Raw genomic sequence first — 22,079 nt, 5'->3', positions numbered from 1 at the left:
TACTTTTTGAAGGTATAAATCCATTAAGATTAGAAATATAGAAGATATAATAACAAAATTAGATTCATAGTATATAAAGAGTGAAAATTATAAAGGCAGAACACTAAAATAAATATAAAGAGGGAGGAATCATAATGGATTTAATTGTTTTTGTTCCAATTGGTGCTACACTTGCATTATTATTTGCAGCCTATTTAACATTTACTATTTTTAAGTTAGATGAAGGTGATGATGCTATGAAGCGTATAGCTGAAAGTATCAGAGAAGGTGCTAATGCATATTTAATTCGTCAATATAAAGGTGTTTCAATATTCTTTTTAGGGATGTTTATAATATTTTTTATATTAAGTAGGATGGGGTACGTATCTATATTTGTACCTTTTGCATTTATTACAGGAGGATTTTTTTCGGGGCTTAGTGGTTTTTTAGGAATGAAAGTTTCAACCAATTCTAATGCTAGAACTACTAATGCAGCTAAGAAAAGTTTAAACGGTGCTTTGAAAGTAGCTTTTGCAAGTGGCTCTGTAATGGGCCTTGTTGTTGTTGGCCTTGCACTTCTAGATTTAGGAATATGGTACTATATTCTAGATTGGTATTATAATGCACTACCAGAAATAGAACGTATAGCTCAAATAACATCAAATATGCTAACTTTTGGTATGGGAGCTTCATCTATGGCACTATTTGCTAGAGTTGGAGGGGGAATATTTACAAAGGCTGCAGATGTAGGGGCAGATTTAGTTGGGAAAATTGAAATTGGGATTCCAGAAGATGATCCAAGGAATCCAGCAGTTATTGCAGATAATGTAGGAGATAATGTAGGAGATGTTGCAGGGCTTGGAGCAGATCTTTATGAATCTTATGTAGGATCATTAGTATCATCAAGTGCACTGGCAGTTGCAGCAGGTCTTGGAATTAAAGGTGTTACAATACCATTACTTGTAGCATCACTTGGGGTAATTGCATCTATAATAGCTACATTTTTTGTAAAAGCTAAAGAGGATGCTACTCAAAAAAATCTATTAAGGGCACTTAGAAGAGGGATATATGTATCATCTATAATTGTCGCAATTGGAGCTTTCTTTATTGTTAGAAATGTACTAGGATCTAATTATATGGGAGTGTATTACAGTATATTATCAGGACTTATAGCAGGTGTTTTAATTGGATTCTTTACAGAATATTATACAAGTGATAACTATAAACCAACAAAGAAGCTTGCAGAATCTACAAAAACAGGAGCAGCAACAACTATAATAAGTGGGCTATCTCTTGGAATGGCATCAACTGCAATGCCAGTAATTATAGTAGGAATTTCTATTTTTGTTAGCTTTACATTATCAGGAGGACAAAATGATTTTAGTTTAGGCCTGTATGGAATAGCAATATCAGCAGTTGGTATGTTATCAACACTTGGAATAACTCTTGCAACAGATGCCTATGGACCAGTAGCGGATAACGCAGGCGGCATAGCAGAAATGTCAAACCAAGATCCAATAGTAAGAAAAAGAACTGATGCGTTAGATTCACTAGGAAATACAACAGCAGCAACAGGAAAGGGGTTTGCTATAGGATCAGCAGCATTAACGGCACTAGCATTTATTGCAGCATACAAAGACTCAATTGAAACATTAGTTAAAAATGGAGGAAGAGCTTTTGAATTTAACTTATCAGTACTTAATCCCCAAGTGCTAATAGGATTATTTCTCGGAGGAATGGTTACATTTTTATTTGCATCAAGAACTATGGATGCTGTTGGACGGGCAGCAGGTAAAATAGTTGTAGAAGTAAGAAGACAATTCAAAGAAATAAAAGGGCTCATGGAAGGAACAGAAGAACCAGATTATGCAGCTTGTGTAGATATATGTACAAAATCATCTCAAAAAGAATTAATAGGAATAGCATTAATAGCAATACTAACACCAATTATAGTTGGGTTGCTACTTGGACCAAATGGAGTGGCAGGATTACTTGTAGGAGCTACAGTAACCGGGTTTGTGTTAGCTATTATGATGGCTAATTCAGGAGGTGCTTGGGATAATGCTAAAAAATACATTGAATCTGGAGTGCTAGGTGGAAAAGGATCAGAGGCACATAAAGCAGCAGTAGTTGGAGATACAGTTGGAGATCCATTTAAGGACACAACAGGACCATCACTAAATATACTAATAAAACTAATGTCAATGGTATCAATAGTATTTGCAACGCTTATATTAACATTTGGAATACTATAAAAAATGAATTAAAACCTCTCATGGTAGTAAATCCACTATGAGAGGTTTTTGTAATATGAAAGTAATCACATATTAAATTTTAATACATAAAATAGAAGTATAAGAAAAAAATCCTTAATATAAAATAGTATTTTTGTGAAGATGAATAAAATTTAGAAAATAAATTAGAATTTATATTTAGAACTTATATATAGGAAGCAGGCTACTTAATAATTTTAAGGAGGTAACATAGAGTTGAGAATTGAAAGGAGGTATAAAAGAAGATTTAGAAGAGGGTTTAGAAGAAATTTAATGCCAAGTTATAGACATTATAGAAAACCACCAATTAGAATTAATAATTTAACAAGTTTAATAGGATCAATTATAGTATTAATAGGAATTCTTATAGTATTTAAAAATACAATGATATATTCGGGACTTGGATTTTCAAAAGGAATAACACTAGGAACACCTTGTGGAGTAGCTTTTATTTTATTAATGATAGGAATTATAATTATACTATGTAATAAAAATTCATTTGCTGGATGGGCATTAGTTTCAATCGGGATTATATGGTTCTTTATAGGTATATTAATGAACTTTAGAATGGTATTTATGCCTATTAATCTACTTAAAGCTATTATGTTATTTGGATTTACTGCAGTAGGAATAGCTATAATAATTAGAGGAATATTTTGCAAGAGAAGGTAGACTAAAAAGCTGTTGAATGATATCAATCCATTTAAATAATGCAATGTAATTTATAAATTACATTGCATTATAAAATATCCAAGCTAATGCAATAATCAAAATCTATCTTTGATTTTCCATTGTCGCATTCCATAACTGTCCGAAATATTCATTATGATATAATAGTTCATTAAAGTCACTCATACCAACAATTTCACCATCTTTAAATACATAGATTTTATCAACATTTTTTATTGTATTCAGACGATGAGCAATAGTGATAATTGTTTTGTTTTTTAAGAATTGCATAATATTTTTCATTACCAATTCTTCAGTAATATTATCCATGGCTGAAGTAGCTTCATCCAATATAACAATTTTTGCATCCCCAAAGAACACTCTGGCTAATGCCAATCTTTGACGTTCTCCACCTGAAAGAATGACACCTCTTTCACCAACTTCTGTATCAAGTCCTTTTGGTAAAGAAGAATAAAATGATGTTAGGCTAACACGTTCTAATACTTCAATAATTATATGGTCTGAAATATCCTTGTCGAAAACAATATTCTCTCGTAAGGTTCCATCAAAAATAGGGGATTCCTGTGAAGTATAAGAAACGTGATTGTAAAAATGAGTTAAGTTAAGCTCTGATAAATCATTTCTATCAATATAAATATTTCCTGCATCTGGTTTAACCAAACCCATGATTTGCTTAACAATTGTTGATTTTCCTGAACCACTTTCTCCCACAAATGCAACTGAACTCCCAGCAGGAATATCAAAGGATAAATCCTTAAAGATGTTCTTCTCATCATAGGAAAAGCACACGTTCTTAAAATATATATTACCCTCTATGGAATTTACTATCTTTCCAGAATTCAATTTAAGATCATCTGGCATATCCAATAAATCCGTATATCGCCTAAAGGCACTCTTATCCAATTTACATTGTACAAACAATACATTAAATATAGCAATTGGCGAATATGCCTTATCAATCAAGGTAAGTAACGCAACTACTGAACCTACGGACAATGCATTGTTTTTCCAACTAATGAATATAATAATTACTTTTATAAGTGTAATAAACAATCCGAAAATTGCAAAAAATGCTTCATGAATCATCTTCATTTTAGTCTTTGATTTTATAATTTCTTCAGATGCATTTGATGTTTTGCTTATCTCATGCTCAAATTTTTTATTAGTTCTAAATATAATCAATTCCATAAAGCAACGAACTACATATTTATTAAAGATTTCTTCATTATTTAAAATATGTGCTTTAATTTTATATAAGTATTTCAGCAAAATATTGGTTACCGCAAAGACAAGTACATAACCAATTGCAATAAAAATCATAATATGCTTGTCAATATTGGCAATAAAAATCAAACTGAAAACTATACTTGGAATTAATTCACTAAATAATCTAAAGTAAAAATCAAATAATATGCTTTTACCTGCATTAGCTCCGTTTTCTATTTTTTGAACCAAATTACCGGTGCCTAATGATCGATAGTGTCGATAATCTATGGTACTCATTTTTTTCAATGCCTTTAATTTAAAATCCAAGTATATACTTTGGGACAATTTGCAACTTGGATATTCATTGAAATAGTTAAAGCCACAGATGAGTACTAAAATAAATGCATAAATACATATTGTCGTGAAAGAAAGGGCCTTATCTCCAAAATCATCTAATACCTTTTGAAAATAGCGGGCACTAAAAGCATTAAGCAAAGCCAATACTATTCCCAATAATATATAACCAATAACCAGTAATTTCTTCTTGTTTAAAATATCTAAATAGTGTTTCATAACTGTACTCCTTTTAATTTTTAATATGAAATCAAAAATTAGTACAGTTGATACTGTTAGCAAATAAATTTAACCTCAGCACAATCTGCTTACAGATTATTTCAACTGTACCGAGTAGTTAATTCGTTCAATTCTCATTAAGAGGACACTTCCTTTCAATATTTTGTAAATAAGTAATAATGTACTTCTTAATCTCGCTTTACAAGATAATTAAAATAATTTTACTTTGTATAAATACTACAATTATGTAGTGATTTAACATAATAATTATAACATAAAACTTATGTACAATATAATTATTTATAGCTAGCATAATCTTATATTAAAACAAAATCTTCAAGTGATTAAGAAAACATAGGTGATTTATATCTGTGTTCCATTACTTGAATAGTAAATTAGTAACCTGAAAAATAATTATAAATTGCAAATAGTAATAAAGTATAGCTATTAAATATATTTAGTATATAATTAAGATAACGTTTAAAAAGGTGGCGATTAAAATGAAAAATATTAATATTGGCAATGGTGCAATAAAGGCTTCAGAAATATCTTTAGGGTGTATGAGGATGGCAGATATTTCTAAAGAAAAGGCATCAAAATTAATTAATACTGCTTTAGATGAAGGCATTAATTTCTTTGATCATGCCGATATTTATGGAGCAGGGAAATCTGAAGAGATTTTTGCTGAGGCAATAGATATGAATCCTACTATAAGAGAAAAAATGATTATTCAAAGCAAATGTGGAATAAGACCAGGCTTTTTTGATTTTTCAAAGGAGCATATTATAAATTCAGTAGATGCTAGTTTAAAAAGATTAAAAACTGATTATCTTGATACTTTTTTATTACATAGACCAGATACACTTATGGAGCCAGAAGAAGTTTCAGAAGCTTTTGCAGAGCTCTATGCAAGTGGTAAAGTTAGACACTTTGGTGTAAGCAATCAAAATCCAATGCAAATTGAACTTTTAAATAAGTATTTAAATAATAAAATTATTATTAATCAATTACAATTAAGTATAATGAATACTGGTATGATTGATTCAGGCTTAAATGTTAATATGAAAATAAATTCATCTATTGATAGAGATGGAAGTATATTAGAATATTGTCGTCTAAAAGATATTACAATTCAAGCATGGTCACCTTTCCAATATGGAATGTTTGAAGGTGTATTTTTAGATAATGATAAGTTCCCAGAAGTAAATGCAAAAATTAATGAAATTGCAGCGCTTAAAGGTGTATCTAACACGGTAATAGCAACGGCTTGGATATTAAGACATCCAGCAAAAATTCAAACAATAGTTGGAACAACTAATGCTGCTCGTCTTAAAGATATTTGCAAAGCTTCAGATGTGAATCTAACAAGACAAGAATGGTATGAAATATATAGAGCAGCTGGAAATAAATTACCTTAGAATTAAGATTTTATAAAATATCAATATTACAAGTATCAGTATGAATAAGGGAGCTGAAAGAAAATAGACTAGAATCTGACTAGTTATTTTTTTGAAGTTCACTAACATAAATAAAAGGTATTAGAAGTTAATTTATGCTTCCAATACCTCTTTTTAATTGATAATATATATTTTTAAAATAACTAATTAAACTGTAGAACATTGGATTATTATTTTTAAAAGTTCCTAAGTTTAAATTAATAAGTTAATAATGAATATAAGCTTTTATCTTTAGGAAGAACAGGATCTAATGGTTTAGTAGAGAATACATGAAGTTCATGTAAAGCTCTTGTACAAACTGTATAGAATAAGTTCTTATCTAAATCAAATAAATAATTTTCTCCATCAGCTACAATAACACCATCAAATTCTAGTCCTTTTGCTAAATAGGAAGATATAACATTAATTCCAAGTTTGAATTCAGAAGCGTCGCTATCTATAATATTAACAGAAGGATCCTTCGCTTTTAGCTTGTTATATATAAATTCACAATTAGCTTTGTTTTTACAAATTACAGCTATTGATGTATAATTCTTAGCTTTCATTTCATTAATAATATTTGTGATATTTAACTCTAAGTTATCAGTTGTAATGTGAATAGTTGGGTTGTCACCTTTTCTATCAACTGCTTCAATAGGTTCATGAGTATCTAAAATATCTTTTGTAAAATTAGTTATATTATATGTAGAACGATAACACTTAGTTAAAGCTACTGTTTTAATATTTGGGAATACACCTAATATATCCTCTTTATTGTTAACATTAGAATGCTTATCAATTCTTTGGTTAAGGTCTCCCATAATTGTAATTGATGCATTTGAAAATGATTTTTTAATTATTTCATAAAAAAGAGGACTATAATCTTGTGCCTCATCAATAAGTATATGTCTTACATTACTGTAATTTCTAAAGCCTTCCATTGATGCTCGTATATAAATTATTGGAGTAATATCTTCATATTTTACTTTTCCACAATTTAAATATTCTAATGTAATATCTTTTACAGATATTAAATCTTTATTTGTGAACTTTTTAATATTATCCCAAAGTATTTTATAAATTTCTACATGATTTAATGTCTTAATCATTTCATCTACTTGAATATCAACCTGCTCTTTGCAATAATCGTAAAAATTCCTTTTATCTTCTACATAGTCAAAGTGAGAATTATCATCTGATGATAAATATTTAGTTTCGACTTGAGAAAATAAACTTTGTTTAACAACTTCAATTCTACTTAAGAAAGGAATATTATTAAACCTCTCTAAGAAAGCTTTAGAGACATTTTGCTTGCTTACTATTTGTTTATCATCTATAAATATAGGCTTAAAGTCAGTTATAAGTTCAGGTATACTTGGAGCAAATTTATTTAATACTGTCATAAATTCATTAGTATTCTTATATTCCATAGATTTAGCCTCTAAATTTAATAAATCTATATCTTCACATTTTGAATAAATATAATCTAAATGCTCATTTTTACTTTCATATATATAATTTGAAGGTAAGAATGTTTTTGAATATAACTCAAATGTAGTTTGAAGAATATTAGTTTCGCCAAGTTCAGGTAATACATCAGAAATATATTCCGAAAACACTTGGTTTGGACTAAAGATTAAAATATTATCAGCTTTAAGATCTTTTCTATGTTTATATAAAAGATAAGCAGATCTATGCAATGCAATAGATGTTTTACCAGAACCTGCAGCCCCTTGAATAAATAATATTCTACTATCATCATTTCTAATAATATCATTTTGTTCTTTTTGGATAGTAGCTACTATATTTTTCATTTTATCAGTAGCATTTCCTCCAAGCATTGAGGTTAATGAGTCATCGCATAATGATTCATTAGAGCTATGCATAAATACTATTTCACCATTTTTTATATTAAATTGTCTGCTAAATTCAATTTCACCATTTATTCGTCTACCAGGAGCCTCATAAAAAGCAGGGCCAACTTCAAAATCATAAAACATAGTTGAAACTGGTGAACGCCAATCAAATACTAAAAAGTTATAGTCTTTTTCATCTTCAACACTTGATAAACCAATATAGAAACTTTCTATATCTTCTCCATTTTGTCTGAAATCTAATCTAGAGAAATAAGGTGACTTAAGTTGTTTTTCAAGAGTTCTCATTCTAGTTATTTTATTAGAATACATTTGTTCTTGAAGGGCTACTTGGCCACAGTTTTCATTAATTTCAATTTCATCTAGTTCGCTTCTATTATCCCAAAGAAATTTTCTATGTTTAATTATTTCCTTGTCTTGCACTTCGCTTGAATCAACATATTTATTTAACAATTCTTTAACAGTATCAATAGTTGATTCTAAGTATTTTTCTTCATCTAAAATGTCTTTACCAATAAGCATGTTTATACCTCACTTTTATAATCGTCATTAGATTTTAAAGTTTATAATTTAATATGTCAAGAAAAAAGAGTTATACTAGTTAATATTAGTACTTATAATTATAGACGTTGTTAAAAGCAAGTGATATAATATCTATTGTAAACGAAATCAAAAAATATAGTATAAAGTTATTATATTTACTATAGAGTAAGGGAACTAAAAGAAAATAGATCAAAATCTGATTAGTTATTTTTTTGGAGCTACCTAAATACAATTGTATTATTATAAGATTTAAGAGGAGAATATAATGAGCAGATCAACTATTACAGCTATTAGTGTAGGTATATTTTCAGGTATTTGGGCATGGATAAGTAATTCTACAGGTTTAATTACTTGGATAGGATTTATAGGGTGTACAAGCTATTTTGCTTCTGGTGGAAGCTTAAGTGGATTTAAAAAATCAATTTATTCTAATATTAGTGGGATAATATGGGCTATGGCAATTATAATATGTTCATCTTATTTTAAGGGCTCGCAATGGTCTTATTTATTTACTGGATTTTTTTCTTTTATAATGTGCATACAAGCAAAGTTTAAAACATTAGAATTTATACCAGGCGCTTTTTGTGGGTGCTGTTGTATATTTGCTACATCGGGAAACTGGAGGGCGGTGTTGCCTGCCTTAATATGTGGCGGAATATTGGGATTCGTATCAGATAGAGGCGGCTTCCACTTACATAATTTATTAGATAAAAGATATGTTAGGGAAATAAAAAAAAATACACCAAAATCTTATTAGTTATTTTGTTGAAAATGTCTTAATAATTAAACTAATGCTAAGCATCTTTTATAGGTGCTTATTTTAGTTGAAAAGAATATATTAAAAGTCTAAGGTCATTGAGATAAATAGATTCTATTAGTAAAATTATATTAGGTGAAAGCTTGAAGTTAAAGCTTGAAAAAGAATTTTTAGGGAATACTAATACTAAGAATATGATAGTAAAGGAAGTATTATATATGAATAAAAGAAACATCCTATTATTAGCAACTTTAGTATTAGTTTTATGTTTTGGTGGATTTATGATTATGGATGTAGTAGCATGGGAATCAAGTACAAAAAAAGAAGATGCACAAATATTATTAGATAGTATGTCATTAGAAGAAAAATTAGAACAAATGATTATTATTGATATTCCATATATTTATGAAGATAATAACCAAGTTAATTTTACAAAGGTTACTGAAAGTGTTAAAGAATTCTTTAAGACAAGAAAACCAGGTGGAATTATTCTATCTAAAAACAATATGATAAATAAAGAGCAAACAACTATGATGATAAGTGAAATTCAAAATATGAAGGATAAAGTTCCATTCTTTATTACAGTAGATGAAGAGGGTGGAAGGGTTTCAAGAATACCAATAAAATTGAATATACAAGCAGCAACTGAAATAGGGAATACAGGAAATCCTAAAAAAGCATTTGAAGCTGCACAAACTATTGGAAAAGCATTAAAACAGCTTGGATTTAATGTGGATTATGCTCCAGTTATGGATGTTAACACTAATCCTAATAATCCAATTATAGGGGATAGAGCTTTTAGCTCGGATCCAAAGATAGTTAGTCAATTTGGAGTAGAATTTATTAATGGTTTAAGAAAGGAAGGGATTTTATCTACAGCTAAACATTTTCCAGGTCACGGAGATACATCAGCGGATTCTCATAAAGGGTTTGTGGAAGTGTCTCATGATATAAATAGAATAAGAAATGTAGAATTACTTCCTTTTAGAGAAGCAATAAAAAATAATGTGGATTTTGTTATGGTAGGGCATATATCAGTGCCAGCTTTAGATAGTAGTAGAACTCCAGCATCTTTATCAAAACCAATAGTAACAGATTTATTAAAAAATGAGATGGGATTTAAAGGGGTAGTTATAACAGATGCATTAGACATGGGGGCTATAACTCAAAATTATGATAAATACGAATCAGTAAAATTAGCTATAAATAGTGGAAATGATATTGCACTTATGCCTGATATTACAATAACTCCAGGAAAAGATATTTCACAATATGATGAATTAATTAAATATCTAAAAGATGAAGTTAATAAAGGAAACATAAAACAAGAAAGAATAGATGATGCAGTAATGAGAATATTAAAGGCTAAAGAAAAGGTTAAAGGTAATATTTAAGAAGGGAGAAGTGAATATGAAAAAGTTACTAAATAAGCAATTGCTTAAAATAGAAAAAAAAGAACAAAAAATATTAAATAAGAAGACAAATAAGCTAATAAAAGAAAATTTAACTCCGTTTAAGAATAAAATTGAAGCGAAAATACCTGATAAACTAAAGAAAACTATGGATATTGCATTTTATAAAGGATTTCAAGTTGTATTTGAAAAAGGTACGAAATATATTGAAAAAACTTATAACAAAGAAGAAATTAACATACAACATGATGTTAATAACTATTATATAGATAGAAATACTAGTAAAAAAAGTATAAGAACTATGGATATAAAACCAAATAAAAGTAGGATAGTGAACAAATCAATAGCAACAATTGAGGGCGCAGGACTTGGGTTATTAGGACTTGGTCTGCCAGATATACCCTTGCTTATTTCTGTGATTTTAAAAACCATATATGAGATTTCTTTAAGTTATGGTTTTAATTATGAAAGTAATAATGAAAAAATATATATTTTTAATCTTATTTCAGCAGCAGTTACAACTGAAGAAGTACAAGGTAGATATAATACAAAAGTAGATGAATTAGCTGGCAATATAGATTTTAATGGTATTGTTAATGAAAATTTAGATGATGAAATGAAAGAAACTTCCCACAATTTATTTGAAGTAATGGTAACATCGAAGTTTATTCAGGGAATTCCTATTATTGGTGTTGTAGGAAGTATAACAAATTACAACGTAGTTAATAAGATAGGGAAATATGCATCACTTAAATATAAAAAACGTTACTTAAATACAAAAAATAAAAGGTAGAGATAAGAATTGGAATAAATTTACCGTTGCTTATTTGGATGAATAGGCATATAATATAGTAGAGATAAAACTAAATAATTTTCGGTAGGTGAGGTTACCTTAGGGATACAGGTTGCTACCGCGAAATAATGGAGACATTATTAGTAGGTTAGCAGGATACGTCGAATACAAGGCGTATTTTAATGCAATTATATTGCCCTAAGATGCTAAAGCTTGAACGGGTATATTATTAAATAAAGACAATTAATAATTTGTTTTTTCGTCCTCGTTGAGCTTAGCCAATGAGGATTTTTAATTTAAAAAAATAAGTGAGGTGAAAACAAGTGGAATCAGAAAGTAGTAGTGATATGGGAACAGATGGATTTGACTTAAAAAGGTTATATTTTCATAAGAAATCAAAGACAATAAAAGTAGAGATGGGAAAAAATAATAGTTTCCTAAAATTATTACTTACTACTTTGCTTGTTTACGATGCCTAAAAATATATACCTATAAGAGTTTTTCAATTATGCTACCTGTTTGCTATATAAATTTATAGTAAACAGGTTTTTTTTATTGTCATTTGTTCCTATATACTCAAAAATTAAATTTTGAGGAGGGAATAATAATGAAATTATTATTAAAAAAAAATAAGAATATTAACTCAATACAAGAAAAGGAAATTAAGAGAAAGAAACTAGAAGCTAAATTAATAGAGTATGCAACAATAAACAAAAATGATTTGTTTAAAAACTTAAAATCAAGAGATGAAGGATTAACTTATAATGAAGTAGAGATCAAGCTTGATGAATATGGAAATAATGAAATAAGTTATGGTAATGAAAATTCTTGGTATAAAAGAGCAATAGATGCTTTTATAAATCCATTTACAGTAGTACTTTTTCTATTATCACTAGTATCTTTCATAACTGATTATGTAATGTCATTACCAGAGGATAAAAATTTAACAACAGTAATTATAATAGCTATTATGGTTACAATCAGTGGAGCATTGAGATTTATACAAGAGGGAAAATCAAATAATGCAGGTAAAAAGCTTAAGGCTATGATAAAAACAACAGCAACCGTAGCACGTAATAACATTGATATAGAAATAGCAATTGAAGATATTGTGCCAGGAGATATTATAAAATTAAATGCAGGAGATATGATACCAGCAGATGCTAGAATTATATTTGCAAAGGATTTGTTTGTAAGCCAATCAGCTATGACAGGAGAATCTGAAGCAGTTGAAAAATTTGCAAACCAAAAATATAATGAAATTAAATCATATAAATCTAGCTATCTTGAATATGAAAACTTAGCATATATGGGAACTAATATAATAAGTGGAACTGCTATAGCTATAGTTTTATTAACCGGAAATGATACTTGTCTCGGAAGTATAGCAGATGCAGTAACCCAAAAAAGGGAATCAACAAGTTTTGATAAAGGAGTTAATTCAGTAAGCTTTTTATTAATTAAGTTTATGGCTATAATGGTTCCAATTGTGTTTGTAATTAATGGTATTACAAAGGGAAATTGGGCTAATGCATTTTTATTTGGAATATCAATTGCAGTTGGGCTAACTCCAGAAATGTTGCCGATGATAGTTACTACAAACCTTGCTAAAGGCGCTGTAGCAATGGCTAAATGCAAAACAATAGTAAAAAATTTAAATTCAATACAAAATTTAGGAGCTATGGATATTTTATGTACCGATAAAACAGGTACTCTTACAGAGGATAAAATTGTTTTGGAACGTCATTTAGATATACATGGAAATGAAGATATTAAAGTATTAAAACAGGGATATTTAGTAAGCTATTTTCAAACTGGACTTAATAATTTACTTGATGTTGCTATTTTAGAGCATGGTGAAAAAGAAGGATTTAAAGACTATCATAAAATATATGAAAAAATAGATGAAATACCATTTGATTTTACTCGTCGTAGAATGTCAGTGGTTTTAAATGATAAAAATAGTAAAACACAGTTAATTACAAAGGGTGCAGTTGAAGAGATGCTTGATATTTGTAGCTTTGCAGAATACAAAGGTGAAGTTAAATTGCTAACTAAAGAGGTTAAAAAAGAAATTCTTAAAACTGTAGATGAATTAAATGAAAGTGGAATGAGAGTTATAGCAGTGGCACGAAAAAACAAAATATCAACACAAGAAGTGTTTTCTGTTAAGGATGAATGCAATATGGTGCTTATGGGATATATCGGGTTCTTAGATCCACCAAAATCTTCAGCAAAAGAAGCAATAGCAGCGTTGAAGGAATATGGTGTAAGTGTAAAAGTACTCACAGGAGATAATGAAAAAGTAACAAAATATGTATGCGAAAGTGTTGGAATCCGTCCTCAAAGCATACTTTTAGGTTCTAAAGTTGAGTTGTTAACAGATCAAGAACTAAAAGTTGAAGTAGAAAAAATAAATATATTTGCAAAATTATCACCTGAACAAAAAGCAAGAGTAGTATCAATGTTAAGAGATAATGGACATGTTGTTGGCTTTATGGGAGACGGAATAAATGACGCCCCAGCAATGAAAAAAGCCGATGTTGGAATTTCAGTTGATACAGCCGTAGATATTGCAAAAGAATCTGCAGATATTATATTGTTAGAAAAAGATTTAATGGTTCTTGAAAAAGGAATTGTTGAAGGTCGTAAGACCTTTGCTAATATTATTAAATATATTAAAATGACAGCAAGTTCTAATTTTGGAAATATGTTTAGCGTTTTAGTTGCAAGTGCAGTACTTCCGTTTTTACCTATGATACCTGTACAATTATTAGTATTAAATCTTATTTATGATATATCTTGCATATCAATTCCTTGGGGTAATGTAGATGAAGAATTTCTTAAAGTCCCTAGAAAGTGGGATTCATCATCAATAGGGAGCTTTATGTTATGGATAGGACCAACTAGTTCAGTTTTCGATATTACTACATATATATTAATGTTCTTTGTTATTTGCCCAATAGTTTGTGGTGGTAGCTATGGAAATGTAAATGTTGATAAAACATTATTTATGATGGTATTTAACGCAGGATGGTTTGTTGAATCATTATGGACACAAACATTAGTTATTCATATGATTAGAAGTACCAAAAAGCCATTTATACAAAGCAGAGCATCAATGCCAGTAATAGTATTAACAAGTATTTCAATTCTAATAGGTACAATTATTCCATACACAGCTTTTGGGAAAACTTTAGGAATGTACCCTATGCCAGGGATATATTTCTTAATGTTATTTGCTACTATATTTGCCTATATGATTTTAGTTACGGTTGTTAAGAACAAATATGTGGAAAAGTATGGAGATTTATTATAGATAAATAAAATTATTAAGTGAGATAATATAAGTGTTTAGAGTTAATCCTAGTTATTAGCGATAAATGTTGGTATTATAAAATAACAACATTTATCGCTAATAAATAAGAAACTAGTAAACAGGTAATATTAATCCTAAAATTAAAAAAAATTATTACTAAGCAAAGACTATTTATATAACATTGGGGGGAGAAAAATGAATATTATAACAGTTACAAAGGAAAATTTGGAGCAAGAACATATTTGCTGTGCTATTTCTAATAATAGTGATTGCCAAGTGAATGCAAAAAAATCCTGGTTAGCAGAACGTTTTGATGATGGTCTTGTTTTTAAAAAAGGAGATGTTCGTGGGAAATGTTTTATAGAGTACATACCTGCGGAAAAAGCATGGTACCCAATTGAGGCTGATGGATATATGTTTATTAACTGCTTATGGATTTCAGGACAGTTTAAAGGCATGGGATATTCTAATATGTTTTTAGAGGAATGTGTGAAAGACAGCAAAGAAAAGGGCAAAGTAGGACTTGTGATGTTATCATCAAAAAAGAAAATGCCTTATTTATCGGACTCGAAGTATTTGAAATATAAAAACTTTGAAGTAGTTGATACTGTAGGTCCATACTATGAGTTAATGTGCTTATCTTTTGATAAAAATGCAAAAAAGCCATACTTTAAGGAAACTGTAAAAACGCTTAAAATTAGTGAGATGGGCTTTGTTCTATATTATGCATATCAATGTCCCTTTACTGCCAAATATGTTCCTCTTATTGATAAAATAGCAAAATCTAAAGGGATTCCTTTTAGAGCCATTAGGTTTGAGACCACAGGCCAGGCACAAAATGCTCCTGCACCTTTTACTTCTTATAGCTTGTTCTATAATGGAGAATTTGTAACACATGAAATTCTTTCAGAAAAAAAATTCAATAAAATAATTACTGAAAAAGGAATGTAATTACATGATATATTCATAAATTATATTAAGGTGCTTAAAAATGGTTTGTTATTTTTGAAAGTGCTTAATAAGAAGGGGTGGGGTATAAATGAATGTGAAAAAAACAATATTCGCAGTAATGTTAGCATCTTCAATGACTGTAGGGCTAATGGGGTGTTCTACTATTAATGACTTTGTTAATAATATTGAAAAGAAAAATGAGAAGACAGATAAGATAGACGAGAATGATAAAGACACTAATAAAGGCACTGCCAAAGAGGAAAAGAAAAATGCAGATGATAATAAACCTGTAGCGGATAGTACTAAGGTTAGTAATAAAACTTTAAATATAGGGATGTTTGTACCAAATGGGAATTATGAAGTTAAGTGTGAAGGCAGTGATGTTATATCAAATGATAACTTTATAAAAGGTGATGGCACATCATATCAAGTAGTTGGGACAACTGGGAAAGGACCTGTTATAAATGTTTATAGTATAAAAAATGGAGGTCTAAATAAGGTTTTCACAGGTGATTTAACAGATAAAGAAATGAAAGATATAGGAAAAATAAATTATTTAAGTAAAAATGATAAATCACAGGAATTATTGATTTTAAATGAGCCATTAAAAGTTGGAACTAAATGGGATAATAAAGAAATTGTTGAAGTAGGGGAAAATTTAAAATTAGATAAGGAAACATTAAAAGGTGCTTATATAAAAACATGGGAACAGGTAAAGAGTAATGGTAAAAAAACAGTAAAAGTATATTATTATTCAGAAGGTTTAGGTTGTGTTAAATATGATGTTTTATTAGATGGAGTATCTGTAGAAAAATCAACAGTAACATCAGTTACTAAAAAATAAAAGATAAAAAAGGTGGATTTTATGGTTATTGATTTTACACACACTATAGATAATGGAATAACTTCATATACAGAGGATACAAAACCTAAAATAGAGCAAATATCTACTATAGATAAAGATCATTATGAAGAAAGAAGTATAAATATTTTTACCCATACAGGAACACATATAGATTCACAAAGACATATGCTTAAAGAAGGTAAATATATTGATGAATATAAATTAGAAGATTTAATGGGACCAGCAGTTATCTTAGATTTTAGTAATATAAATGAAAAAGAAATAACTAAAAAAGACCTGCTTATACACATTGAAGAAATAAAAAAAGCAGAGTTTGTATTAATAAAGACGGGATGGCAAAAATATTGGTGCAGTGAAAAATACCTAACTAATTATCCCACATTAACAATTGAGGCAGCAGAATATTTATCAAGCTTTAACCTAAAAGGGGTTGGGGTAGATTGTATTTCTATTGGGAAATCAGAAGATGAAATGACTCTTCATAAAATATTTTTAGAAAAAGAAATTTTAATAATAGAAAACTTAAATTTAGAAAAAATAATTAATGGACTGTTTAAGCTTATTGTAGCGCCATTAAAAATAAAAAATAGTGATGGGGTACCAGTAAGAACATTTGGATTTATATAACTTTTGTTCATATTAAAAAAAACAACAAGCCAATATACATCCTACATTGGCTTGTTGTTTTTAATTTAAACATAATATTATTTCATTTGATAAATTTGATTAGGATTTTGTAAACTTAATTAAAAAATAACTAATAGGAGAAAGTGATATGGATAGAGAAAAATTTTATACTAATAGAAAAAACATTATGTTATTAGCAATATTATGCTGTGCTTTATGGGGGAGTGCGTATCCTTCAATAAAGGTTGGATATTCATTATTTAATATACCTTCAGATGATATCGCAACAAAATTAATATTTGCAGGATATAGATTTCTAATTGCGGGGATTTTTGTATTAATAGTTCAGGTAGTTGGAAAGAAAAAAATATTCGAGTTATCTAAAAAGCAAGCTTTGCAAGTAACCATATTAGGACTTGGGCAAACTACTCTTCAATATATATTTTTCTATATTGGTTTATCGTACACAACAGGAGTAAGAGGATCAATAATAAATGGAACATCAACATTTTTTAGTATAATAATAGCCCATTTTCTTTATAAGAATGATAAACTTAATTTCAATAAAATATTAGGATGCATTATAGGATTTCTTGGAGTTATAATTGTTAATTTTAATGGACAATCATTGCTAGATAGTTCTTTTAGCTTTCAGGGAGAAGGATTTATAATGATTGCAGCATTCCTACTTTCAAGTTCTGCTATATACGGTAAAGGAATTACTCAAAGGATAGATCCATCAATAGCGACAGGATACCAATTAACTATTGGTGGATCTGTTTTAACTATTTTAGGATTTGTCTTAGGTGGACAACTAGTAGGGTTCACATTAACATCATCAATTTTATTAATTTACATGGCACTTTTATCATCAGTTGCTTTTGTAATTTGGGCACAACTGCTTAAATATAATAAAGTAGGGATAATAACAATATTTAATTTCTCAATACCAATCTTTGGAACATTACTATCAGCAATAATTTTAGGAGAAAATATATTTGATATTAAGATTTTAATAGCATTAATACTAGTATGTATTGGGATATTCCTTGTTTATAGAGTTAAAGATAATAAATAGAACTAAAGTTGAATCAGGAATATTATTTATTTTATGATAACTTAAAGATATTTGATAAAATTCAATAAAGAATCAGGTTAGAATAAAAAAAAATTATGGTATTATTACAAAAATGTAATCTAACTGAAAGGTAAATAGATATGTGTTTTTAATGTAATAGAATAAAATTAGCATTGTAATAAGGTTATAGGAATAATAAAATTCCAAATGATCAATATGTTAATAGAGGAGAAGTTAAAAAATGAAAAAATTAAATTCATTTACGTTAAAAATAATAGCTATGATAACTATGTTATTAGATCATGTTTACACATATATAGGGCAATCAGGCATAGATGTACCTATTTGGTTTGGATATTTAGGAAAAATTGCAGCACCTATATTTTTCTATTTAATAGTAGAAGGATTTTTCCATACTAAAAGTAAAGTGAAATATTTATCAAGATTAGCTAGCTTTGGAGTTGTTATGATAGGGATAGATAAGATTATAGGAATTCACAATAATATATTCTTATCACTTACTTTGTCAGTAATTATGTTAATGGTTATAGATTATGCTAAAAAATCTAAAAAATCATATATATACATACTTGCAACCTTAGCTGTAGTTGCAATAGGTGCGGCATATATGTTTACAGAAGCGTCTATGTTTGGCTTAGGTATGACACTTATATTCTATTTCTTTAGAGATAAAAAAATAATAATGGCAATAGTTTATTGTTTATTTAGTTTAATGCCAGTATTCACATGTATAGGAATACCAGATGCTTATCAGCAACTGTTCCTATCTGATTATCAATGGATGATGGTGTTTGCATTACCATTAATACTTATGTATAACGGTAAATTAGGCTTGAAAAATACAATTACCAAATGGATGTTTTATATATTCTATCCAGCACATCTTATAGCATTAGCATTAATAGGACGACTTTTATAGAAAATAATTATGAGAAATTGTTAAGGTCTATTTAATATTTTTTCTTTCTTTATATTTACCTGCCAACTTTATTGCAAATAGTTGGGGGATTAAATTTAACAAACTAACCAATATTAGTAATTGATATGGCATTAGTGGTTTAAAATAAGTGTTCCATTGTTCATTAATTATATTGCAAATAAAGAAATATGAAATAATTGCAGATAGTATATTTCCTATTATTAAGAACAAATACATTATTAAAACATTTAACTTCAAAGGCTATAATTGAAGTTATTATTATTATTATTAAATAACCAATCATTGAACCGTTGGTAAAATCTGTATATATAGAGAAGTATACAAACGGAAAACAGTATAAACAAAGTGTTAGAAAATTAAGGCCTATTTTTTTCATTATTTCACCAACTAAATTTATATGAATATTTAGTATTAATTAAAATATTTACTTATAGTTCCCTTTATTAATCCTGTACAAAAAAAAGGAACATACGCCCGAATAAATACAGAATAGAAATGTAAGTAAGGCAAATGGATAGAGTGGGTATGCAAGCAATGCTAATGCCTCGATGAATAATCCTATAGTTAATGATAACATTATCCCAAAACAAACTCCTATTTTATTTTTCAAATTTAATCCTCCTTAAAATTAATATAACTATTATAGTAGATACTTATCACTTTTTTTTAGGAAATAATTTATCTTTATAGTAAGCGTCTGCTTGATAAATTGCTGCTAAAGGGTTGTGACATAAAACTCTATCTTTTACGGCAAAGACAGTTACAGGTGCTACTGAATATTTTATAAATAAAGAATCATGACCAACACACAAACCTAAAATTATATTCAATTCTGTTTTAGTCTCATTTAAAAAGATAGCTTGTCCTATAGGATTGCACATTGGTACAGTTGATTCGTTAATATCAATAAATTCTTTAGGTATGCTCCCGTTTTTGCATATAACTGAGTTTATATTAAATCCATTATATGAAAAAACCTTGCTTAAGGTTTTAGCTTCATTAGCTAATCCTATACAAAATGCAAGTCCTATATTTTTAAATCCACATTTATTTGCAAAATCCATTGTTTCTTCTAATCTTGTCTTTTGACAATACCCTTCACTTACTACTAAAGCTGATGCTCGAGCAATATTTAAATTACCTTTTTCATTATATAATTCTTTAATTTCCTCCGTTTTTTCATTAACACAAGGACAATTTCTAGGAAATCTATCAATATCACCACTATTACAAGCGTGTACAGAACATAAAGCACAATTAAACATAATAATCCCTTCTTTCGTTTGTAATTTATAGAATAATACAATTTATATTACCTTACATGTTAAAATAATACAATGAAATAAGTATAAAAGAAGCTGGCATAGGTGTAAAGAAAATATCTTAAACTTTGATTTTATACTTCAATATTGGATTACATATTTATTAAGTGAGTGCTTTATTCATGATAAAAAATACATTCACTACTTGACATATCTAAGTAGTGAATGTAAAATAATGTTACTACTATGAAGAGCAAAGTAGGAGGGGATTATTATAGATGAATCACAACTGTTAAAGGGTATTTTAGAGGGATGCGTATTAAGTATTATTTCACATGAGGAGACTTATGGATATGAAATCTTAGTGGTATTAGAGAAGTATGGATTTAAAGATATTTATGAAGGTACATTATATCCCTTATTAAGTAGGATGGAAAAAAAGAACTTAATAAGTTGTCGCATAGGTAAATCACCTTTAGGGCCAAAGCGTAAATACTATTCTATAACAGAGGACGGACAAAAATATTATGAAGATTTTAAAAGTGTTTTTCAAGAGATGACAATTAATACTAATAAGATAATTAATGCTAAAGAACTATAATTTTAGGGAGGGGTTTATATGGGGGATACTAGTAGAAAGTTTTAATAAATCAAAATTAGAACAAGAAGCAGAGCAACTTAAATATGAAGAAGCAATAAAAAATAGGTATTTAAAACATAAAGTAAAATATGAAAAGAAAAATAAAGAACCGCTAATATGGCATGCGTTTTTAAAAAAGAAAACATGGAATAATAAAATTTTTAAAATTATATTTTCCATATATGTAGTTATAATTTTAGCATTAATAATATTGATGGGAAGAGGTATGATAATAAATAACAATATAGATATAATAGGAATCATATTATTAATAGTAATGTCATTTATAGAAGTATTGTTAATTGGAGTTGTAATGAAATCACCAACAAAAATGGAGGAGTAATATATGATAATAAGAGAAATACAGCAAAAAGATAATAAAGAAGTAGAGTTACTTATTAGAACATGTTTAATAGAATTTGGAGGTGATAAACCAGGGTGTGCTTGGACTGATCCAAATTTAGGCAGATTTTATGAGCTTTATAAAAATAAAGGATCAAAATACTTTGTTGTTGAAGAAAATAATAAAATAATAGCTGGCTGTGGAATTGGGCCACTAGAAAATTTAGAAAACATATGTGAACTACAGAAAATGTATTCATTAAAAGAAGTAAGAGGAAGAGGTATTGCAAATGAACTAATGGAAATTTCCTTAGAATTTGCAAAAAAACATTATAGTAAATGTTATTTAGAAACTTTTAGCAATATGATTGGAGCAAATAAGTTTTATAAAAAAAATGGATTTATAAAACTAGAAAAACCTTTAATTGAAACAGAACATTTTGCTTGTGATGTGTGGTACATTAAAACATTATAAGTTAAAGATAGAATAGATTTTAT

The 22,079-nt window shown here is 28.3% G+C and carries 19 protein-coding genes and 1 riboswitch; of the genes, 16 read left to right on the top strand and 3 right to left on the bottom strand.

Annotated elements, in window-relative coordinates; genetic code table 11:
• The first annotated feature begins 134 nt into the window (after window positions 1-134).
• A complete protein-coding gene (locus BLS77_RS07620) occupies window positions 135-2,234 on the top strand; it encodes a sodium-translocating pyrophosphatase (protein ID WP_089967696.1) in 2,100 nt (699 codons plus the stop codon).
• 234 nt (window positions 2,235-2,468) lie between these two features.
• On the top strand, window positions 2,469-2,924 hold the full coding sequence (locus tag BLS77_RS07615) for a hypothetical protein (protein WP_089967693.1): 456 nt from the start codon (window positions 2,469-2,471) through the stop codon (window positions 2,922-2,924).
• Between the two features lie 102 nt (window positions 2,925-3,026).
• On the opposite strand, the gene BLS77_RS07610 is transcribed toward BLS77_RS07615, so the two are convergent.
• Window positions 3,027-4,721, bottom strand: a complete 1,695-nt coding sequence (locus BLS77_RS07610; protein ID WP_089967690.1) for an ABC transporter ATP-binding protein — start codon at window positions 4,719-4,721, stop codon at window positions 3,027-3,029.
• Between the two features lie 500 nt (window positions 4,722-5,221).
• Here BLS77_RS07610 and BLS77_RS07605 point away from each other — a divergent pair, with 500 nt between their 5' ends.
• A complete protein-coding gene (locus BLS77_RS07605; protein ID WP_089967687.1) occupies window positions 5,222-6,139 on the top strand; it encodes an aldo/keto reductase in 918 nt (305 codons plus the stop codon).
• Window positions 6,140-6,375: 236 nt separating this feature from the next.
• On the opposite strand, the gene BLS77_RS07600 is transcribed toward BLS77_RS07605, so the two are convergent.
• Window positions 6,376-8,553, bottom strand: coding sequence for a HelD family protein (locus tag BLS77_RS07600; RefSeq protein WP_089967684.1), 2,178 nt, complete (start codon window positions 8,551-8,553; stop codon window positions 6,376-6,378).
• A gap of 286 nt (window positions 8,554-8,839) precedes the next feature.
• On the opposite strand from BLS77_RS07600, the gene BLS77_RS07595 reads away from it, so the two are divergent.
• The 10 genes from BLS77_RS07595 to BLS77_RS07555 all read left to right on the top strand — a co-directional run bounded on the left by BLS77_RS07595 (window position 8,840) and on the right by BLS77_RS07555 (window position 19,316).
• On the top strand, window positions 8,840-9,331 hold the full coding sequence (locus BLS77_RS07595) for a DUF1097 domain-containing protein (RefSeq protein ID WP_089967681.1): 492 nt from the start codon (window positions 8,840-8,842) through the stop codon (window positions 9,329-9,331).
• 218 nt (window positions 9,332-9,549) lie between these two features.
• Entirely contained in the window at window positions 9,550-10,725 is a 1,176-nt protein-coding gene (locus tag BLS77_RS07590) for a glycoside hydrolase family 3 protein (protein WP_175490814.1), read from the top strand.
• A gap of 16 nt (window positions 10,726-10,741) precedes the next feature.
• A complete protein-coding gene (locus BLS77_RS07585; protein WP_089967674.1) occupies window positions 10,742-11,536 on the top strand; it encodes an EcsC family protein in 795 nt (264 codons plus the stop codon).
• 73 nt (window positions 11,537-11,609) lie between these two features.
• Window positions 11,610-11,767, top strand: a riboswitch (M-box (ykoK) riboswitch).
• 92 nt (window positions 11,768-11,859) lie between these two features.
• Complete coding sequence (locus BLS77_RS19860) at window positions 11,860-12,015, top strand: hypothetical protein (RefSeq protein ID WP_167865572.1); 156 nt, start codon at window positions 11,860-11,862, stop codon at window positions 12,013-12,015.
• Window positions 12,016-12,143: 128 nt separating this feature from the next.
• Window positions 12,144-14,855 (top strand): magnesium-translocating P-type ATPase, encoded by a 2,712-nt coding sequence (mgtA, locus tag BLS77_RS07580; protein WP_089967671.1) that lies wholly within the window; start codon window positions 12,144-12,146, stop codon window positions 14,853-14,855.
• 195 nt (window positions 14,856-15,050) lie between these two features.
• Window positions 15,051-15,806 carry a YoaP domain-containing protein gene (locus tag BLS77_RS07575; RefSeq protein ID WP_089967668.1) on the top strand — a complete coding sequence of 252 codons (756 nt, stop codon included), beginning with the start codon at window positions 15,051-15,053 and terminating at the stop codon, window positions 15,804-15,806.
• Window positions 15,807-15,894: 88 nt separating this feature from the next.
• Window positions 15,895-16,650: a hypothetical protein gene (locus BLS77_RS07570; protein ID WP_089967665.1), complete on the top strand. Its 756-nt coding sequence runs from the start codon at window positions 15,895-15,897 to the stop codon at window positions 16,648-16,650.
• A 21-nt stretch (window positions 16,651-16,671) separates the two neighbouring features.
• Window positions 16,672-17,298, top strand: a complete 627-nt coding sequence (locus tag BLS77_RS07565; protein WP_089967662.1) for a cyclase family protein — start codon at window positions 16,672-16,674, stop codon at window positions 17,296-17,298.
• Between the two features lie 148 nt (window positions 17,299-17,446).
• Window positions 17,447-18,376 (top strand): DMT family transporter, encoded by a 930-nt coding sequence (locus BLS77_RS07560; RefSeq protein ID WP_089967659.1) that lies wholly within the window; start codon window positions 17,447-17,449, stop codon window positions 18,374-18,376.
• 241 nt (window positions 18,377-18,617) lie between these two features.
• Window positions 18,618-19,316, top strand: a complete 699-nt coding sequence (locus tag BLS77_RS07555; protein ID WP_089967656.1) for a TraX family protein — start codon at window positions 18,618-18,620, stop codon at window positions 19,314-19,316.
• Between the two features lie 677 nt (window positions 19,317-19,993).
• Here BLS77_RS07555 and BLS77_RS07545 read toward each other — a convergent pair.
• Window positions 19,994-20,602 (bottom strand): DUF1847 domain-containing protein, encoded by a 609-nt coding sequence (locus BLS77_RS07545; protein ID WP_089967653.1) that lies wholly within the window; start codon window positions 20,600-20,602, stop codon window positions 19,994-19,996.
• Window positions 20,603-20,963: 361 nt separating this feature from the next.
• Here BLS77_RS07545 and BLS77_RS07540 point away from each other — a divergent pair, with 361 nt between their 5' ends.
• The 3 genes from BLS77_RS07540 to BLS77_RS07530 are packed head-to-tail and all read left to right on the top strand — an operon-like array spanning window position 20,964 to window position 22,056.
• Window positions 20,964-21,200, top strand: coding sequence for a PadR family transcriptional regulator (locus tag BLS77_RS07540; protein ID WP_423231028.1), 237 nt, complete (start codon window positions 20,964-20,966; stop codon window positions 21,198-21,200).
• On the top strand, window positions 21,184-21,582 hold the full coding sequence (locus tag BLS77_RS07535) for a hypothetical protein (protein ID WP_089967647.1): 399 nt from the start codon (window positions 21,184-21,186) through the stop codon (window positions 21,580-21,582). The genes BLS77_RS07540 and BLS77_RS07535 overlap by 17 nt, the downstream gene beginning before the upstream one ends.
• 3 nt (window positions 21,583-21,585) lie before the next feature.
• The gene (locus BLS77_RS07530) at window positions 21,586-22,056 is read left to right on the top strand and encodes a GNAT family N-acetyltransferase (RefSeq protein ID WP_089967644.1); all 471 of its coding nucleotides are present in this window, start codon (window positions 21,586-21,588) and stop codon (window positions 22,054-22,056) included.
• Window positions 22,057-22,079 lie beyond the last annotated feature (23 nt).

This window comes from Clostridium gasigenes (assembly GCF_900104115.1).
Lineage (GTDB): Bacteria > Bacillota > Clostridia > Clostridiales > Clostridiaceae > Clostridium > Clostridium gasigenes.
Note: the sequence above shows the minus strand (reverse complement) of the source record. Positions and strands in the feature narration are given on the sequence as shown.

What these genes read in the sequence shown, in the direction of transcription:
- BLS77_RS07620 (WP_089967696.1), top strand. Translation starts at nt 135, where the DNA reads ATGGATTTAATTGTTTTTGTTCCAATTGGTGCTACACTTGCATTATTA.
- BLS77_RS07610 (WP_089967690.1), bottom strand. Translation starts at nt 4,721, where the DNA reads ATGAAACACTATTTAGATATTTTAAACAAGAAGAAATTACTGGTTATT.
- BLS77_RS07605 (WP_089967687.1), top strand. Translation starts at nt 5,222, where the DNA reads ATGAAAAATATTAATATTGGCAATGGTGCAATAAAGGCTTCAGAAATA.
- BLS77_RS07600 (WP_089967684.1), bottom strand. Translation starts at nt 8,553, where the DNA reads ATGCTTATTGGTAAAGACATTTTAGATGAAGAAAAATACTTAGAATCA.
- BLS77_RS07595 (WP_089967681.1), top strand. Translation starts at nt 8,840, where the DNA reads ATGAGCAGATCAACTATTACAGCTATTAGTGTAGGTATATTTTCAGGT.
- BLS77_RS07590 (WP_175490814.1), top strand. Translation starts at nt 9,550, where the DNA reads ATGAATAAAAGAAACATCCTATTATTAGCAACTTTAGTATTAGTTTTA.
- BLS77_RS07585 (WP_089967674.1), top strand. Translation starts at nt 10,742, where the DNA reads ATGAAAAAGTTACTAAATAAGCAATTGCTTAAAATAGAAAAAAAAGAA.
- mgtA (WP_089967671.1), top strand. Translation starts at nt 12,144, where the DNA reads ATGAAATTATTATTAAAAAAAAATAAGAATATTAACTCAATACAAGAA.
- BLS77_RS07575 (WP_089967668.1), top strand. Translation starts at nt 15,051, where the DNA reads ATGAATATTATAACAGTTACAAAGGAAAATTTGGAGCAAGAACATATT.
- BLS77_RS07570 (WP_089967665.1), top strand. Translation starts at nt 15,895, where the DNA reads ATGAATGTGAAAAAAACAATATTCGCAGTAATGTTAGCATCTTCAATG.
- BLS77_RS07565 (WP_089967662.1), top strand. Translation starts at nt 16,672, where the DNA reads ATGGTTATTGATTTTACACACACTATAGATAATGGAATAACTTCATAT.
- BLS77_RS07560 (WP_089967659.1), top strand. Translation starts at nt 17,447, where the DNA reads ATGGATAGAGAAAAATTTTATACTAATAGAAAAAACATTATGTTATTA.
- BLS77_RS07555 (WP_089967656.1), top strand. Translation starts at nt 18,618, where the DNA reads ATGAAAAAATTAAATTCATTTACGTTAAAAATAATAGCTATGATAACT.
- BLS77_RS07545 (WP_089967653.1), bottom strand. Translation starts at nt 20,602, where the DNA reads ATGTTTAATTGTGCTTTATGTTCTGTACACGCTTGTAATAGTGGTGAT.
- BLS77_RS07535 (WP_089967647.1), top strand. Translation starts at nt 21,184, where the DNA reads ATGCTAAAGAACTATAATTTTAGGGAGGGGTTTATATGGGGGATACTA.
- BLS77_RS07530 (WP_089967644.1), top strand. Translation starts at nt 21,586, where the DNA reads ATGATAATAAGAGAAATACAGCAAAAAGATAATAAAGAAGTAGAGTTA.